Source organism: Vreelandella neptunia (assembly GCF_034479615.1).
Classification (GTDB): Bacteria; Pseudomonadota; Gammaproteobacteria; order Pseudomonadales; family Halomonadaceae; genus Vreelandella; species Vreelandella neptunia.
Genome location: NZ_CP140255.1, coordinates 3,555,880 through 3,574,659 on the forward strand (window position 1 = coordinate 3,555,880; position 18,780 = coordinate 3,574,659).

An 18,780-nucleotide genomic window follows, 5' to 3' on the forward strand; every position below is an offset into this window, starting at 1 on the left:
ACAAACTCAACCAGCATCTGTGTGATGTGGAATTGCCGCATTGTCGAGCCGCGACTCATATACCCCCTTTCATGCAATTAACTATCTATTGCATGAAAGCCCCTCCCATGCAATTAAGTCAACGTAATGTGCCCCTCCCCCCTTCCATGCAAGTAGTTATTGCATGGAAGCCCCAAAATTCGAATAAAAATTATGAGAGCTCTTCTTAAAAAGCTAATGCATCATGCCCCCCTTTCGTGCAACTACTACTTGCATGAGAGGGGGGTACAGTGCGGTATTGCATGAGAATGTCGTTTTTTAATTGTTTCAGTTACCTCATCCACTAATAATCTGAGAGCTCTTCTTAAAAATTCTATTGCATCGCCACCCCCTCTCATGCAAGTAGTAGTTGCATGGGAGGCGGTCGCGATGCGGTATTGTATGAGAATGTGATTTTTATTTGCATCAGATACCAAATCAGCTATTAGTGATCACACGTTTTAAATTTCGTAACCAAGATGATTGTTCAAATAATGCGTGGTTTTTTTACCAGCGCTCAAAGTACGCTGTGTGTACTTTTCAGTACTCCACAGATACTCTCAGCGCACTTGGCGTTGACACTATTACTTCAAGCCAACAATATTAAACATTACATCGCTGAAAATGTGCTCTAAAAGTACACTGAGTGTACTTTAGAGACTTCTTAGAGTGCAAAGCTAGCAATTTAAATTTTTAAAATGATGTCTCCGCAAAGACCTATTTTTGCGACCCGTACCGCTCATGTCAGCGTGGTACCAATGAAAACACCAATGGCCTGATTAGACAGTATTTTTCTAAAGTTACTGGTTTCCGAAAAGTGACCAATGCCGAGCTACGAAGTATCGTCAATAAGCTAAACGATAGACCAAGAAAGCGGCTGGGATACCGAACCCCAGCCCAGGTGTTCTTAGGTGAATACTCAGGGCCACTTAAAACCGCAGGTGCTACACTTATTAGTTGAATTTAGAAAACTGATAGCACAGGGCAACGGCAGCGTCTTTTTTCGCGAATTCTCTTTGACTGCGTCGTATTGATGCATGTCATCCAGCTTGGGCAGCTAAGGCTATGGAAGCAGGGTACAGGTTGTTCAGAGTTAAATTTTCACACGACTAAGCCGTGAAAATGCCATGCGTAAAAGCACCGCACATAGCTTAGTCGAGCACAATTCTCTGGTGGGTTAGCCCAGCACCACAAGCGCTGGGTTTCTAGCTTTATTAAGCAACGATTTAACAACTTACTTTAAAAGACTAGCCAGCTCTTTTTCTCTCTTCGATGACTAGTACTATACCTGGGAAAAGCCTTCCTATTTCATCGTTAAAGTATGCTAAGCACTCATATGGAAAATAACTCGCGTAAGCAACTTTCCTTCCCTTAACGCGTTCAAAGCCATCGCAGTTCTTCAGCCAACTTTCTACTCGGTCCCTTATATACCTTTTTTGGTCTTCCTCACCATCGGGAAGCTCGTTGAGCGTCACATATGGCACAATAAAAGTAGCTGCATACCTGTGGTTAGCTTCATAGACCTGTAATTTCCCAGCGTCATCCCATGCTTCTTCCAGACCAATCCCCACATTAGCCCAACCTGAAGGGCTTTGACGACCAATAGATTGCCAGGCCTGTTTAGCTTCAAATGCGAAAGAGGTATTTTTGTTGCTAACGTACAAGTCACAGCGCCCAAGTCTATCCCTTGGATAATCGGGCTCCACCCCCCCTTCTTTTTCTTCCTTAACCGAGTGATGTTTGTTAGCAATAAATTCTTCCAGCGCTACCCAGGGACCTAACTTCTTTTCACCTCTCCATGCAGCCCCCGCCAATATGCTGATTGAAGCCCGTTCGTTGTGCCACCAGCAATTTTCTTCGTGCTTATGAACCTCACAATAGTCATGAATGGCATCTATCCATGATTCAAGTAGAGGTTTCAGTTGCATGTACTCTGCTTTGCTCTCGATTTTAACCAAGTTATCCACTCAACATCTCTCTCAATTATTATGTTTTCGATACAGCACCACGACTGCTTAAGGTACATCTTACCTGCCAAAATTTAATGAGCCAGGACTAAGTTGCAAACATTTTGTAAAGAGTGAATAGACGCGTATGCGTACGCAATAGATAAAAGGTTGCATCAGAATATTTCCAGCCACCACGCATTCTGAAAGATTAGGGCGTGGTTTTCTGGTTCGGAATTACTTCGTTGTGTCCGCAAAATTCGGCATAAGAAAACGCACCTGTAACAGGACCATGACGCCCTGCGCGAACAGCAGAATGCATCCATAGTCTCTCCCAACAGATGTAGTCCAGCCAGAACCCGCCGCCTTGGTCAAAGAGCCAAAAAGGCCATTAATCAGGCCCGCCGGCTGTCCCAGCGCTACGATGTGTAGTCGTATTGACGACACCCTTTGTCGCACAACACACTTAAGCTAAAGATCTCATTAGGCTTAGTTTTTCGATAAACTGTTTGCCTTCTTATTTTTCTTAGCAAGGACGTGTGTATGCCTGCTCCTGCAATCGGTAGTGCCAATCATGAAAAAACCCAGGGGCTCATCGTCCTTCAAGGCAATCGTATGGAAGATCTCCGCGATGTCACAATGGCTTGGCTTGCCCACCGCCCATTGCACCCGCTGGAAAAAACTACTTTTTTAGTACAGAGCAACGGGATTGCTCAATGGCTAAAAATATCGATGGCAGAAACGCAAGGCGACGCCGGGCGCGGTATCAGTTTGGGAGCAGATGTAATGCTACCGGCACGGTTTCAGTGGATAGCCTACCGGCAGGTGATTGAAGCAGTTGAAGGTGAAGGAAGCGTGCCCTCCCATTCGCCTTTCGATAAGAGCCAGCTACGTTGGCAGCTACTTAACCTACTGCCGGAGGTGCTTGATGACCCGCGATTTGCGCCGTTGGCGCGCTATTTAGAAGATGATCCGGATACGCGCAAGCGCTACCAACTTGCCGAGCGCATTGCAGATTTATTTGATCAGTACCAAGTCTATCGTGCCGACTGGTTAAACGTGTGGGAGTCAGGCAAGGATACGCTGACTCGCTCCTCTTTTAATACCGCCGGAGTGGGTCAGGCACTGGACGAAGAACATCTGTGGCAGCCAACACTTTGGCGAATGCTGGGCGACGAGATTGCAAAGCGCCTGGGTGAAACGGCGCGCCAAAGCCACCGCGGCGCGGTGCATCAACGCTTTAAAGCGGCGGCGGCCCAGCTGACCGAGCGGCAGGATGGGCTGGCTCAGCGCTTGGTAGTGTTTGGTATTTCCTCATTGCCACAGCAGATGCTAGAAGTGCTCGCCGCGATCGCGCCGACTACCGAAGTAATATTGTGCCTACTCAATCCCTGCAAGCACTACTGGGGCGATATCATTGAGTCCCGAGAGGTTTTACGACGCCATCATCGCCAGCGGCGCAAACAGGGAATGCCCGCTGATCTTCAAGCGTCGCCTGAAGCACTCCATTTGCACGCGCACCCGCTTCTCGCCGCTTGGGGCAAGCAAGGACGAGACTACCTTCACCTGCTTGGAGAGCATGACGATACCGAGCGCCACCTCGAAGCCTTCGCAGCTCTTCAGCAACCGGTGGATTGCTTCGTAGCACCGGATACGCGCTACCTACTGGGTCAACTGCAGGATGATATTCTTGACCTGCGCCCGCTGGCTGAAAGCCGCCATTGTTGGCCAGCCTTAATGCCGGATGATCGCTCCATTGCCTTTCACGCCTGTCATGGGCCGCAACGTGAGCTTGAAGTGTTGCACGATCAGCTGCTAGCGGCCTTTGCTGAAGATGCCACCCTGCAGCCGCGCGACATTATTGTAATGGTGCCTGACATCAACGATTACGCCCCCTACATTGAGGCCGTCTTCGGACAGTTTTCCCCCTTTGAAGAGCGTCACCTGCCCTACCACCTTGCCGATCAGCAGCGTCGCCATCGCGAGCCGCTCCTGGTAGCACTGGAAACGCTACTCTCGCTGCCACAACTGCGCTTTCGGGCCAGTGAGGTACTGGATCTTTTGGACATCCCGCCGCTACGCAATGCATTTGGCCTAGCAGAAGGCGATATGGCGGCGCTGCAACGTTGGATCCACGATGCCAATATTCGCTGGGGGCTTCACGCCAAGCAGCGCACATCACTTGGACTACCGGAACACGACGACCTGCACACTTGGCGGTTCGGTTTAGAACGGATGCTCATGGGCTACGCCGTAGGTGAACCTGACTTACAGGGTGACGACTGGGAAGGCATCGTACCCTTTGATGAAGTCGCCGGGCTGGATGCACGACTTGTCGGTTCCCTCTACCGCCTGGTGCGCACGTTGGACACCTACCGCGAAGACCTGGACGTCACCCAGGGCGCCGAGGCATGGGCGTCCACCTTGAGCCAACTGCTAACTGACACGCTCGCCCCGACAAGCCCGCGGGAAGAGCAACTTTTAGGGCAGGTGCAAGTAGCGCTGGAAAGCTGGCAGCAAGAAATCCAAGAGGCCGATGTCACACTAGCGCTTAATCTCGCTATCGTGCGTGAAAGCTGGCTTGATCGCATAGATGAGCCACAACTGGCTCAGAACTTTATGGTCGGGCGAATCACCTTCGCCACGTTAATGCCGATGCGCGCAATCCCTTTTCGTCAGGTCTATATGCTGGGCATGCAAGATGGCGCCTACCCACGTAAAAGTGAAGCACCCGATTTTGATCTGATGGCTATTCGCGGGCATTACCGCCCTGGCGACCGTTCACGGCGCGATGATGACCGCTATCTCTTTCTTGAGGCGTTACTTTCCGCCCGAGAACGGCTGGTGATCAGCTGGTGCGGTTTCAGTTCCCAAGATAACAGCGAGAAGCCACCCAGCGTGCTGGTCGGCCAATTACGCGATCACCTAGCCGCAGGTTGGCAACTGCCTGCCCAGCCCGACCCATCCATGCTGACGTTTAGCGAGCGCGAAAAACACAAGCAGGCATTACTGGCCAAACTGACCTCAGAGCATCCGTTACAGCCTTTCGGACATGCCTACTTTGACGCCGCATCACCGCTTTTTACTTATGCGCGCGAGTGGCAAGCAATCCGTCACGGTATCCACAAAGACACTGCCCAAGAGAACGCACCACTGCCGCTATGGCAGCCGGAAGGCTGCATCACTCTGAGTGCCTTAACCGGGCTTTTGCGTGATCCTGTCAGTGCTCTATTTCAGCAACGTCTTTCTACCACCATGCGAGACGAGCGCGCCGATAGTGAAGATGACGAACCCTTCGCCTTTGCAGGGCTAGCCAAATGGCAGCAGCGAGAGGCAATGCTGCAACCGCTCGGCCAACGCGCTGCCAGCGACCGCGAAGTGGATATCGACACGTTATTTAGCCAAGTCGAAGACCAGCGCCAGCGCGCCGGTGACTACCCCCCTGCCCCGGTCGGGCCGATCATGCGCCGCGAGTTATTAGAACGCCTACCTGAGACGCTCAGCACGTATCGTGAGCAGCTCGCACGCTTTCCTAGCCTCATGCAACCGGCTCCAGCCGTCACACACGCCTGCCAGGTATCTCTACCGAACCACACTGACGCTATCCACATCAGCCTCGAAGACACTCTCGATAACGTCTACTGCAATGAAACCGAGGTAGCGCGAGTGGTATTACTCACCAGCCAAGTGCATCAAGGCGATCACTGGCACTGGGCACAAATCACCCGGCACTGGCCCGCGCATTTGGCACTGCAGATAACACACCCGAATGCCTCAACGCTTTTGGTATCTCCCAGCGGCACGCTGGAAATTCCTGGCATGCCCACCGAAAAGGCCATGGCCTGGTTAGATACGCTTATCGAGCAATGGCTTGGCGCCATGCAAGCACCGCTGCCTACCTACCCGTCGTTGGCATTTGCGCTACTTGATCACCTGAAGCCCAGCACCGATTGGCCTGACATCGATACATTGCGCGAGGACCCCGATCTTATGGAAGCGTGGAAAGAAACGTTCGAGACACTCACCGAGCGCAGCCCGCTCACTCTTCGTGAGCTGCCCACGTTAGAGACATTTTTCGACTGCGCTGACTTTTTGCCCGCCTGCCAAGCACTTTATGGTGATCTACACCGCTGTATCACCAATGCCGCAGCGGCAAACAATACCGCCAACGCTGAGGAGAACACCTGATGCCGCCATCCACCACATCATCTTCATCCGCGGCCTCTCAGTCGTCTTCACGCCCTCTCGCGCTTGCGCTACCGCTGCGTGGAAGTCAGCTGATAGAGGCCAGCGCCGGTACCGGTAAAACCTTCACCATTGCCCTTTTGTATGTGCGTCTGGTGCTGGGTCACGGCCAACCCGATGATGATAGCCATCCCCAAGTTAACGGCTTTCATATGCCACTAGTGCCACCGGACATCCTAGTGGTGACGTTCACCGAAGCCGCCAGCCAGGAGCTTAAAGACCGAATTCGTGCGCGGTTGGTACAGGCGGCCGAAGCATTTCGCCCGCATAACGAAAGCGAAGACTTAAGCCAAAGCGATCCTCTACTTGCAGAGTTACGCAACGACTACCCTCGCGCCACCTGGCCTCACTGCGCCCGCCGGCTAGAGGTCGCCGCCGAGTGGATGGATGATGCCGCTATCTCGACCATCCATAGTTGGGCACAACGCATGCTCAAAGAGCATGCCTTTGATAGTGGCAAGCTGTTCCAACAGGAAGTCGTCAAAGACCTTGCCGAGATGACCCAAGAGGCGGTCTTCGACTACTGGCGTACGCGCGTCTACCCTCTCAGCGAATCGCTAGCGGCCGCCATGGTGGCGCTGTTTGCTTCGCCCTTTCAGTTACACAAGGCGCTGCGTCCATTACTGCAACGACGCGATGCCACGCTATGCTTGGGCGGGGAGCCCTTGCAAGCGGGCGATATTCAGGCCCAACTGAACGCGCTGATTGAGCGGCGCGAAGAACGTCAAAGAGCCGTGGCAAAAGCACGTAATACCTATTTAAAAGACGCCAATGCCATCCATCAGGCACTCCGCGATTTGCGCGGCCAGCTCAACGGCAACACCTTCCGGGATAAAAAAGACGACGCCAAATTTGATAGTTGGCTAGAGGAACTAGCGGCCTGGGGACGTGGTGAGTTAAACCTGGATGACACCAGCTTCGTGCCCAAACTAGCCACTAGCCGTTTCAAACTCAATAGAGGCGCCACCCCGCCTACGTTTGAGCTTCATAGCACACTAGAAGAATGGTTAAGTATCGATACATCGGTTAATGAGCAGGCTCAGACGCTCAAGCCCCACGTTTTAGCCGACGCACGCGAGTGGGTCTCCACGCGGCTTGCGGAGCAGCTCGCTCAGCGTGCGCAAATGGGCTTTGACGATATGATTCAAGGGCTGGACAAGGCGCTCAGCGGCGATGGTGGCGAAACACTGGCTAATCGGCTGCGCGGGCAATTCCCCATTGCGATGATCGATGAGTTTCAGGACACCGACCCCGCGCAGTACCGTATTTTTGATGCCATCTATCGGCTCAGCGATAACGATCAAGCCTCTAGCCTGATCCTAATTGGAGACCCAAAACAGGCGATCTACGGCTTCCGCGGCGGTGATATCTACACCTATCTCGATGCCCGCCGTGCCACTTCCCCGCGCCACCACACTCTCGCTACCAACTTCCGATCTAGCGAGGCCGTTGTCGCTTCTGTCAATCAGCTGTTTAGGCATGCTGAAGACACCTTCCCCCGTGGCGCCTTTCGTTTTGCCGTGGAAGGAGGCGAAAGTGATAACCCTATGCCGTTTCATTTTGTGGAAGCTAACGGTCGGGCAGAATCGCTCCTGCTCAATGGCAATCCCTCCCCCGCGCTAACGACATGGCTGGTGGGCGATGATGACGAACCCATTAACACGGAGCGTTATCTTGAACAGGCCGCGCGTCACTGCGCCAATCAAATTGCGACGTGGCTAAACCAGGCATCTCACGATGAAGCGGGGTTTCAGCAGGCGGATAAACCATTCAAGCCGCTAAAGGCGAGCGATATTGCCATTTTGGTACGTGACCGCAAGGAAGCTGCGGCCATCCGTGACGCGCTAAGCGCACGCGACCTAGCCAGTGTGTATCTCTCAGATCGTGACAGCGTCTTTGCAACGCCAGAGGCCAGCGACCTCTGGCGTTGGCTGAAAGCAATCGCGGAGCCGGATGTGGTTTCTACACTACGCACTGCGCTGGCGACACCGACGCTCGGGCTATCGCTTTACCAACTCGACAACTTACAACGCGACGAAATGGCCTGGGAAGCGACTCAAGAGCGTTTCGCGGGCTATCGCACCCGCTGGCAACAACGTGGTGTGCTTCCTGCGCTGCGCCAGCTGATGCACGACTACCAAGTGCCCGAACGATTGCTGGCAAACGCTAAGGGCGAGCGTCGTCTTACTAACCTGCTGCATCTGGCCGAGTGGGCACAGAATGCTAGCGACGCGTTGGACGGCGATCACGCGTTGATTCGTCTACTCGGCGAACAGATTGATGAGCCCGGCGGGGATGAACAGATCCTTCGCTTAGAAAGCGATGCTGAGCTGATTCAAGTCGTGACCATTTTTAAGTCTAAGGGGCTCGAATACCCTATCGTCGCGCTGCCCTTTATTTGTTCGTTTAAGGAGATCAACGGCAAGTGGGGTACACCACTGTTCCATAGCGATGATGGCCGGCCGCTGCTAGAGCTTTCACAAAAGAAAGATGAGGCAAAAGCTAGCTTTGAGGCTGCCAACGACGAGCGCCTTTCCGAGGAGATGCGCCTACTCTACGTCGCGCTTACGCGAGCCCGGCACGCGACGTTCATTGGCCTAGCACCGCTTAAAGTGGGCAATAGTAAAACGGCCCAGCTGGATAAATCCGGCATCGGCTACTTGCTCGCCGGTGGTGCAAAAATTGCTGATTTGTCGGCCGTAAAAGCTGCCTGGCAGACGCATACTAAAGCCTGCCCGGGGATTACGCAGGCAACCGCGGACAGCGACGATGTCCTCTATCAACCTCCGGTAGGTACTCAAGCGCTCAAGTCGGCGCTGGCGGCCAATCATCGTGCCTTTACGCCGTGGTGGATTGCCAGTTACTCATCGTTGCAACAAAAAGGGGCCAATGCGCCAGAAACGCCCCAAGCCGAAGTAGAGAGTGAAGAGCACCAGCCGGTACGCCCCGCTCCTCTTACTGGCACGCCAGAAGTAGCTACGTTGCACGCCTTCCCCCGCGGCCCCAACCCCGGCACTTTCCTGCACGGTGTGTTAGAAACGCTCGCGAATGAAGGTTTCAACCTTGCCGAGCGTGATTCATTGGTGATTGCCCGTATGAAACAGGGTTGCATTGTGCGCGGTTGGGAAACGCACGCGCCCGTACTGGAAGCCGGTATCACAGCGTGGCTCAACACCCCGCTTGCGGCACAAGGCCACGATGGCCCGACGCTTTCTTCGCTTACCCATTACCGTGCTGAACCGGACTTCTGGTTTGCTACTGCAAATGCCAAGACGCCGGTGCTCGACAAACTGGTTAAGCAAACACTTTTTCCCGGTGAATCACGCCCCTCGCTGGGGTTTCAGCAGCTCAACGGTTTGATGAAGGGCTTTATTGATCTGCTGGCAGAATATAACGGTCAATACTACGTCATTGACTGGAAGTCGAACTGGCTAGGACCGAATGACAGCGCCTACACCCAGGACGTACTCATGCGCGCAGCCCTTGATAAGCGTTACGACATGCAGCTTTCGGTTTATCTGCTGGCGCTGCACCGTCACTTGCGCCAAACCCTGCCCAATTATGATTACGACAGGGATGTAGGCGGCGCGATGCTGGTATTTCTGCGCGGCATCCATGCACCGAGCCGCGGCGTACTCAACATCAAACCGCCGCGTACCTTTATCGAACGCCTGGACGCCATGATGGCGGGCGCCAGCGACAAGGAGGTTTCCTGATGAGTGTTGCCTACATCAATGACCGCCAGGCACTACTGACACTGCTGTTCCAATGGAGCAGTGCAGGCTGGATTCGCGACCTTGACGCTGCGTTTGCCGATCAACTCGCTCAGCTCACCCCAGAGGCGGATACCACCTGCCTGCTCGCGGCCGCGCTTGTTAGTCACTTGGCAGGGCAAGGCCACCTGCTACTTGATCTTCAGCAACTGCAGGCACACCCGCGTTCTCTGATTGCAGTACAGCCGCAAGAAGCTAAGAATGACCTCGCCACACCGGAAAGCTTTATCGCTGCACTCGCTGCTCACGACTGGGAAAAAGAGCTCCGCCGTTGGACCGCTGTCGGTGAAGGTGACGGTAACGAGCCACTCGTGCTTGACGGCTCCCGCCTCTACCTTCGCCGCTACTGGCGTCACGAACAGCGCATCACCGCTAAAATTGAAGCCCGAGTTACGCAAACTACTGAATGGGCCGCCGAAGACACCCGTGCCCTTCTTGACTGCCTTTTCCCGCGCGATGACACCAATGCCAGTGAGGCCCGCTGGCAGAAAATTGCGTGCGCTTTAGGGGCTCGCTCACCGTTTGCAGTCATCACCGGCGGCCCTGGCACGGGGAAGACCACCACGGTCATACGACTCTTGGCACTGCTGCAGAGCCTGAATATCAAGACGGGCAATCCAGCTTTGCGGATTGCCTTAGCAGCCCCAACGGGTAAAGCCGCTGCGCGGCTGAATGAATCTATTGCCAAGCAGGTTGAAGCACTCAGTGAACTTGCATTGCCTGAAGGCGCACAGGCGACGATTCCCAAAGAAGTCAAAACGTTACACCGGCTATTGGGGGCACGCCCGGACACCCGCCATTATCACTATCACGCACGACGCTCACTACCGTTTGATATGGTGGTGGTCGATGAAGCCTCGATGGTGGATATCGACATGATGGCCGCCCTGCTTGATGCATTACCGCCGCACGCGCGATTGGTGCTACTCGGGGATAAAGACCAACTTGCCTCCGTCGAGGCCGGTGCTGTGCTGGGCAATTTATGCCAACGCGCGGACGTTGGTTATTACAACGACGAGATCGCGCACTGGATCGAAACCACCACAGGCTTCGTGTTAGAAAACGATTACCGAGATACCCGCGGGCGCGCCTTAGACCAATCCGTCGCCAAGCTACGCCACAGCTTCCGGTTTGATAGCCAGAGTGGTATCGGCCAGCTCGCTCATGCCGTCAATGCAGGCGACGCATCTCAAGCGCTCAAGGTTATTAAAGACCAGACATATACCGACCTCACCCACATTAAGCTCTCAACAAAGGCGCCATATCCAAAACTGACGGCGCTTGCCGTGGCAGGCCGTAAAGATAACGCGAGCGCACTGGGACTAAGCCACTACTTGCAACGCATTCATCGTCAAGAGACACGGCCTGCTATAAGCGCTGGTAAAGCACGTTGGGATGCCTGGGCAGCCGATATTCTTGATGCTCACACCGCCTTTCAGCTGCTGACACCGTTACGCCAGGGACCTTGGGGAGTCGAGGCCCTCAATGAACGCATTGAGCAAGCGCTGATGCGCGACAACCTGATTCATAAAACGGAGGACACCAGCCATTGGTACGAAGGCCGCCCGGTGCTTGTCACGGGTAACGATTACGGACTAAAGCTAATGAACGGCGATATCGGCATTACGCTCAACGCGCCGCGCCAATTCGATACGCAAGCCACAAGCGAGACGACAGACGATAGCGGCCTCACCCTTCGTGTTGCTTTCCCTGACGGCCAAGGCGGTATCCGCTGGGTGTTACCTAGTCGGCTGCAGCGTATCGAGACGGTCTACGCGATGACCGTGCACAAGTCGCAAGGCTCGGAGTTTGCTCACACCGCGCTGGTGATGCCCGATACTCTGTCTCCAATTCTTACCCGAGAGCTGATTTACACCGCGGTCACCCGGGCTAAGAGCACGTTTACACTGCTCGATGCCAACGAAGGCCTGCTAGCGCATGCTATTGAGCGGCGTATTCAACGCCATAGCCGACTATTTGCGTAGTACCACTATTTGCATCGTTTCACTATCAACATAGCTCCCCTCAGTCACCACGCCCTAGTGCGACATAGAACGTCGCACTAGGGCGTTATGATGAGACGAGTGGGCAACGAAGGAGTCGGCCATGCAGTGGGAACACATCTTAGACGTGAATGCAGCATCCGCAGCCGATACGAACAACGATCCGCAGGAGCGCCTCCTGGCACAATTAATCACAGTGCGAACGGTGATGTTTCAGGGCAAGGATTGCGGGTTGGATGACATGGACTGGCAGGGCCTCTTTAGTTGGCTAGGCATCAAAGTACCCAAAGACGCCGAAGGAAGCCATCACTATGGTGATTACTCTCCCACCCTTAAACGCTGGTGGAAGCGCACCTCGGCTGCGCTGGATACAACAACACCTGTACACAACGCGCTTACCCTCCTATGCGAACATATCGCTGATCTACTGCAGCTCGGTGTGTTAGAAACACGCTTGCTAATGCTCACCTGGCTGAGACTGCGCTACCCGCAGATGAACCCGGTGCTAGCGTGTGTAGAACACACGCGAACCAAAAAACTGTTGGCACAGCTGACAGGTCACAACAGCGATGAGGTTCATTTATGCTTACAGGAGCACGGTCGCCTATTAATGTTGGGGCTACTTTCTTATCAGCATAACTTACGCGCGTTGGATCTCGATGACAGCCTAACAGCAGGCCACATGCTGCTCAGCCTGGCGCCGCTGGTCAACCACGATGTCAAGGCACTCTCATCCAGCGCGCTGCGGGGCTATATCACTGAGCGTTTGATGAGCCTGTGCCCCACACAGCCGCCAGGGGCATTCACACTAGCAAGCTTTGACGCCGTTCCCCTGCGCCAATTGACCGTTGATTATTTACGCCAGGCGCTTGATACCCAACAAGCGGGCGCTAACGTGTTGATCTATGGCGAACCCGGGGTGGGTAAGACCGAGCTGGTAAAAGCGTTAGCGTCGCTGTTGAGTGTGCCGCTTTACGGTGTGCCAGTGGTCGACAATAACGACGAGATGCTCACGCCAAGTAAGCGTTTAAGTCGCTACCAAGTAGTGCAAAAGCTTATCGATCGGCGACCTGGGCTGATCATGTTTGATGAGATTGAGGATGTCATCAACGATGAGGAGGCGCTCCCCAAGGGCTGGATGAACCAACTGCTGGAGAACAATTCCACACCTGCCCTGTGGGTGAGTAACAGCGTGCACTGGCTTGATCCCGCTTATCTACGCCGTTTTGACATGATCATCGAGGTAAAAGCCCAGCACGGCGAGCAGGCCAAAGCCCACTATTGCCAGTTGCTCAACGAGCTACCGGTGACCCCTCAAGGGCGCCAGCAGCTGGCGCTACAACCTTGGATGACCCCCGCTGCTGCTGATCAACTATGCCGTTTAGGGCGCTTGTTCAACCCACGTACACCAAAGCGTAACGAGCAGCATATCGACACCCTGATGACACATCGCCTGCGTGCGTTAGGAAAATCGCTTTCGCGTACTCAGAACGATAAGACACTTGCCACAGGCCCCACTATGCCCGCGTACCGCATTGAGTGGCTGAATACGCGCCCAGGGCTTGAAAACATTGTGCAGCGCCTAACCCGACGCCAGCGTGGCCGCTTGTGCTTGCATGGACTACCCGGCAGCGGCAAGACAGCACTGGCGCAGCACTTAGCCAAGATTCTAGGTTGCGAGCTGATCACTGCCCATGCCAGCAGCCTGCTAGATAAATATGTGGGTGGTACAGAAGAGAAGCTTGCTGCGCTGTTTGCCCAGGCGCGTGAGAAAGGAGCCGTACTGCTGCTAGATGAAGTCGACACCCTGCTCATGCAACGCGACAACAGCATGCAGAGCTGGGAAATTTCTCACACCAATGAGCTATTGGTACAGATTGAGAATTTTGACGGCATTTTGCTGGCCACCACCAACCGCGTGGATAGTCTGGATCGTGCCGTCATGCGCCGCTTTGATCTTAAGGTGGAGTTTCTGCCACTAGCACCCGAGCCATTACGTGATTTGCTCAAGGAAGTGCTACCCGCGCGTGACCATCAGCGTCTGGCGACCATTCCAAATAGCCACTTAGCACAAAGATCCCTTACTCCAGGGAATGTGCGCACCGCGCTAGACCAACTCGACCTGCGTGGCCTGCCCATCCGTTTGAACACACTGATGGACGCCCTGGCCCTGGAAGAGCGTGAACAGCACGGCAAACGCCAGCCAATAGGGTTTGTGTAACGAAGCCGCTGATAAGGGAAGGAGACAACACCATAGATCACTTGCAACGCGATATACAACGCTGCCCTCGCGTCGCTGTATATGGCACGCTCAAGCAAGGTTGCCACAACCATTATTGGCTTGACGGCGCGACCCTGCTCGGCCGTGACCGCCTAACCGCTCTCACTCTCTATGACCTTGGCCCTTACCCAGGGGCCAAAGCGGAGGTGTCAGCTGGTGCGGTGGTCGAGGTCTACGCCATCAACGCCAAACAACTGGCCTTACTGGATCAGCTGGAAGGCTACTTCGCGCATGCCCCAGGTCAAGGGCTATACAACCGCGCAATTTTTCCTACCCAACACGGCGAGGCGTGGTGCTACCTCTACAACGCCGAGACTAAGAACGAGGCACGTATCGAGGACGGGGAATGGTAAGGAAGCGTTTACAGCCCATGCTCGGACACGTGACCGTTTGGCTAGGCCGAAAGGGCTGGATTCGCCAGCATGGCGACCGCTATGACAGCTTTGTGGCGTTGGAAAGCGAGCAACCCAACGGGGCTTTTTCGATTGAGACTGCAGATCGAGGCTCACCGATCACCATCATGGCCATCCATGGCGGCAAAAATAGAGCCGGGCGCATCGTCACTTGCTAAGCGGATCCCAGGTAATACGTTTAATTATTACAATTTTAACGGACAAAAGAGGCGTCACAACTGGTATTTGCACAGCACCAGCACCGAGTTTGACGAGCCAATCGCCTTAGCGTTTGCAAGCGGCTCAACGGTAGCAGTAACGCTTTATGGTTGCATGGGTCGAGGCGCTATTGCCTATAACCGAGGCGACAACGTTGAACTCCGACACCAGCTTGAAATTAAGTTGAAACGCACCGGTATGAAAAGCCGCCCGCATCCTATGTTTCACGGCTGTGGAAGGCACAATATTTGTAACCGGGGCCAGCGCGACCTTCAGCTTGAGCTAACCCCGCGGCTACGCCTCTGCCCTTTTGCCTGGGGCAAACGGCGCGTCTTCATTGATCGTGTGCGGAAAGTGCTGGGCGACGATGATAATCTAGACAGCTAGGCTTCAACCCCCGAGCCACCGACCAATTGACAAGTGAGGCTGGTATGTCATTACCCGAGGCATTTCCACTAAAAGATATTCCCCGTATCGAGGCCAGCCCCGACGACTACCGGCTGATTGAGCGCGTTCCGTTTACTAAGCCCGATGCTGCATTTCCATTAACGTTACACCCGGCCGTCGGAGATGAACGAACCTTCGTTGTAGCCGATGTGGAAACCACCGGGCTAGATACGGAAGCAGATAGTATCATTGAGTTGGGCTTAGTCCGCGGTGAGTATAGCCCCAGCGGCGCACGTATAACGTCTATCACTGATGCACTCAGCCGCTTTGAAGATCCTGGCAAACCAATTCCTAAAGAAATTACCCAAATTACCGGTATCACCGATGCTGATGTCGCCGGCCATCGTATTGATGATGAGGAGATTGCTACGTGGTTTGAGGGAGACCCACTGGTCATTGCACATAATGCCCGGTTTGATCGTCCCATAATGGATCGACGATTTCCCTTTTTAGCAGAGCGCGGTTGGGCATGTACGGCCAGTGGTATTCCATGGAAAACGCTTGGGTACGAAGGACGCAAACTGGAATACCTGCTGCTGAAGCATGGTTATTTCTATGGTGGACATCGCGCCGAAGTGGATTGCTTAGCCACCGCTTGGTTGATGCATATTAATCAGGAAGCGTTTTCACAACTACTTACCAGCGCGCGCCAGCGCACAGTAGTTATTCGGGCGTTTGGTGCGCCTTTTGATGTAAAAGACACGCTCAAAGCCAGAGGGTATCGCTGGCATTCGGGCGATAAAGGGCCTAATAAAGGCTGGTGGACAGAAGTGGATGCCAATGCTATCGAAGAGGAGCAAGCATTTCTAAATGCCACCTACTCCCAAGGGTCGGAGCATGCGCACTATGAACCACAGACAGCTCGCACTCGCTTCAAAGGTATGAAGTAAAATGGAACTGCCTACTCAGTGAAATTGTTATCCCCTATATCATGACTACCTCATCGCGTTCGTGCTCTAAACCTGGGAATTGCGAAACTGACCATGCTGCGCGCTGCGTTCAGCATAAGATTTAGAGGTCGATACTATTCACAATGCTTCGACTACAGGAACTAAAAAAATCATAGTGTTCCGAGACAGAAGGCATGCTCTCGTATTACAACCAGCAGGCCTTATCCGCAGCAGAGAGTTGCGCTCAGGCTTGCGTAGTGTTGCCAAGGACGTGTGGCACATATGGCCGTGTCAGTAGACGCCACTCCAAGCCTTTTGGCACTGACCTCATCGGCCAATTCATTCTTCACCGACTTTATCACTGAGTCGTGCCTAATCAGATGCTCGCGTTCGATACAGCAGGTATTATGAAAAGAGCTTTGAAATAAACGTGGTATCGCAGCATCAGGCGAACCAGGGGCTCATGTGACCATATCCAAATACGAATGCTAGCTTACGCGCCCGAGTTAGGCTCACATAAACCAGAGCTCGCTCTTCATTCTCTCGCTGGCGGCGGGTAACGGCATCTGACGCAGCGCTCACTACAAAATCGAGCGGAAGTAGTCCTCGGTTAACCGAGGCGATGAATACTGCATCAAACTCAAGACCTTTTACCCGGTGCATAGTGGCTAAGTTCAGAGCGCCATCGGGTGTGCGCGTGCTGCGGCCATCTAACAAGTGACAACGCTGTTGACGGCTTTCTAACGCATGTTTTAGTTCTGTGACTTCTTTGCGTGTTCGCGCAATCACACAGCAGGCCTCTGGTACTAAAGCATTATCTTCTATGGACACTAATATCGCCTCGGCTTGCTCGTCCATGCTATCGAAGCAGCGTATTTCTGGCGCAGGCCCGTGCATCAAAGAGTGATAAAACGCCTGGGTATCTTCACCGCCATCTAAGTCATCAACGGCGACACCTTCTAATACGCTCACTGCTAGTTGACGCGTTTCATCAGTGGTGCGGTAATTCACTTTTAACCGCGCACTGCGGCCTCGAATGTTGATTCCACACTGGCCTAGCACCACTTTGTTTTTGCCGTAAATCCGCTGGTGACCGTCGCCCACCATAAACAGATCATTTTTACCTTCAGGCACTAATGCTCGCAGTAGCATAAACGCCTGAGTGCCCATATCTTGGGCTTCATCAACAATCACGGAACTGATGGCAGGCCGCAGATCAGGGTTAGCCTCCAAGAGCTTGCGCGCGTCGCGGTAAGCATCATCAGCTTCTTTGAGATGGTTACTGGCCAATAAATGACGATAACGTTCAAACACTGGCCAAATCTCCGCTCGCTGCTGGCGATTCAGGCGCGTACCACGCCCCAAGCGTGATGCTTTTTTATAAACCTCTACCGTCGTCACTGACTGAGGCTGAACCACCCTGGCCCACTCTTCTTTGAAAAATGCCACCGTCAGGTCTGAGCTAGCGGGCTTTTCGGCGTAGGCATCATTCCACAACCTGTTTTCTTCTTTAGCATTCATCAACAGGCCATAGTCATAGCCCACTTTTTTGAGAAAGCTAACTACCCACGCATCTAAGTTCACCACCTCGATATGTTTTAGCACTGCCTGTGAACAAATCTTATTTAAATTTTGCTGAATATCGGCGGCCAAATTACGGGTAAAGGTGGTGAATAAGACTTGACCCTCGCTACTCCCTTGCTTTTCAGCAAGTTGCTCTGCCAACCATTTAGCACGGTGCATCGCGACGACCGTTTTGCCGGTACCCGCACCGCCTAAGACACGCACTGGGCCGTTTTTATCGCCAGTAGACAAACGCCGCTGGGCTGGATGCAAGAAGACACGCCATTTTTCCAACGACTGACTTAGCACTTCTTGCAAAGCTTGTTCATTATCGGCCACCGCGAAATGTGCCCGCGATTCCGGCCGCGCTAATGCGGTACTGAAGTCCTCAATGTCCACCTTATCAGGAACTGTTGGCACGGTTTCTTGATACGCCTCTTCAAAACTCGCCCCGGCCATCAACATGAATAGGCCTTCGTAAGCATCTGGAGGGAGCTGGTCATTATCGCGAGCAATCTCAAGATCTGCTTCAATTTTCATACTGCGTATTAAAGGAATCGTTTCTTCCGGCACGCCTAGCTGCATCAACTGCCTATCACGAATCGCATCAAACAGACCAGCTTGCACTGGGGGCATGGGTTGATGGGCAGGGTTCTGTAAAACTCCTTCTTCAACGGTAAACATCTGCAAGCTGCCGGTATTGGGGTTAACTTCCACCTTTCGCTTTGCCGCCCACGTATAAGCCGGTTCGTGATGGTCCACATACAGCATTAAATAGAGGTTTTCTTTTTCGGCAGCAGCCAAAATAATGCGCACGTCTTGATTGGCACGTATTGAGCGCAGCTTGTTGTCTTTAAACGCGGTCAATCGTTCATAGTGCAACCCACCATGCTGAGGATCCTGTTGGAACAGCATCACCGCCTTGTTAGCTTGGCTCTGTTCATTGGGTGTGAGCTTTAACAGGCTTTCAAAATACTTTTCGGAGAAGGCTACGCTGACCATT

General features: G+C 53.5%; 10 protein-coding genes and 1 pseudogene. 9 read left to right on the forward strand and 2 right to left on the reverse strand.

All coding sequences use genetic code 11. The annotated features are described in order from the left end of the window. Positions 1-730: 730 nt before the first annotated feature. A pseudogene (locus SR894_RS16555) lies at positions 731-979 on the forward strand (IS30 family transposase); the annotation flags it as partial. Positions 980-1,265: 286 nt separating this feature from the next. Here the strand turns inward: SR894_RS16555 and SR894_RS16560 are convergent. Continuing rightward, a complete protein-coding gene (locus SR894_RS16560; RefSeq protein WP_223289134.1) occupies positions 1,266-1,985 on the reverse strand; it encodes a hypothetical protein in 720 nt (239 codons plus the stop codon). 522 nt (positions 1,986-2,507) lie between these two features. Here SR894_RS16560 and recC point away from each other — a divergent pair. The 8 genes from recC (at position 2,508) to SR894_RS16600 (ending at position 16,214) form a co-directional block, all read left to right on the forward strand. After that, positions 2,508-6,152: an exodeoxyribonuclease V subunit gamma gene (gene recC, locus SR894_RS16565; protein WP_223289135.1), complete on the forward strand. Its 3,645-nt coding sequence runs from the start codon at positions 2,508-2,510 to the stop codon at positions 6,150-6,152. Further along, positions 6,152-9,925, forward strand: coding sequence for an exodeoxyribonuclease V subunit beta (gene recB / locus SR894_RS16570; protein ID WP_223289136.1), 3,774 nt, complete (start codon positions 6,152-6,154; stop codon positions 9,923-9,925). The genes recC and recB overlap by 1 nt, the downstream gene beginning before the upstream one ends. Then, positions 9,925-11,967, forward strand: a complete 2,043-nt coding sequence (gene recD, locus SR894_RS16575; RefSeq protein ID WP_223289137.1) for an exodeoxyribonuclease V subunit alpha — start codon at positions 9,925-9,927, stop codon at positions 11,965-11,967. Before recB ends, recD begins: the two co-directional genes overlap by 1 nt. Before the next feature lie 121 nt (positions 11,968-12,088). Continuing rightward, positions 12,089-14,206, forward strand: coding sequence for an AAA family ATPase (locus SR894_RS16580; protein WP_223289138.1), 2,118 nt, complete (start codon positions 12,089-12,091; stop codon positions 14,204-14,206). 41 nt (positions 14,207-14,247) lie between these two features. Continuing rightward, positions 14,248-14,619, forward strand: coding sequence for a gamma-glutamylcyclotransferase family protein (locus SR894_RS16585; protein WP_246638307.1), 372 nt, complete (start codon positions 14,248-14,250; stop codon positions 14,617-14,619). A 17-nt stretch (positions 14,620-14,636) separates the two neighbouring features. Continuing rightward, a complete protein-coding gene (locus SR894_RS16590; RefSeq protein WP_223289139.1) occupies positions 14,637-14,837 on the forward strand; it encodes a poly-gamma-glutamate hydrolase family protein in 201 nt (66 codons plus the stop codon). Next, on the forward strand, positions 14,797-15,264 hold the full coding sequence (locus SR894_RS16595; RefSeq protein ID WP_223289140.1) for a poly-gamma-glutamate hydrolase family protein: 468 nt from the start codon (positions 14,797-14,799) through the stop codon (positions 15,262-15,264). The genes SR894_RS16590 and SR894_RS16595 overlap by 41 nt, the downstream gene beginning before the upstream one ends. A gap of 44 nt (positions 15,265-15,308) precedes the next feature. Then, positions 15,309-16,214, forward strand: a complete 906-nt coding sequence (locus tag SR894_RS16600) for a 3'-5' exonuclease (RefSeq protein WP_223289141.1) — start codon at positions 15,309-15,311, stop codon at positions 16,212-16,214. Positions 16,215-16,658: 444 nt separating this feature from the next. On the opposite strand, the gene SR894_RS16605 is transcribed toward SR894_RS16600, so the two are convergent. Beyond that, the gene (locus SR894_RS16605) at positions 16,659-18,779 is read right to left on the reverse strand and encodes a UvrD-helicase domain-containing protein (protein ID WP_223289142.1); all 2,121 of its coding nucleotides are present in this window, start codon (positions 18,777-18,779) and stop codon (positions 16,659-16,661) included. Position 18,780 lies beyond the last annotated feature (1 nt).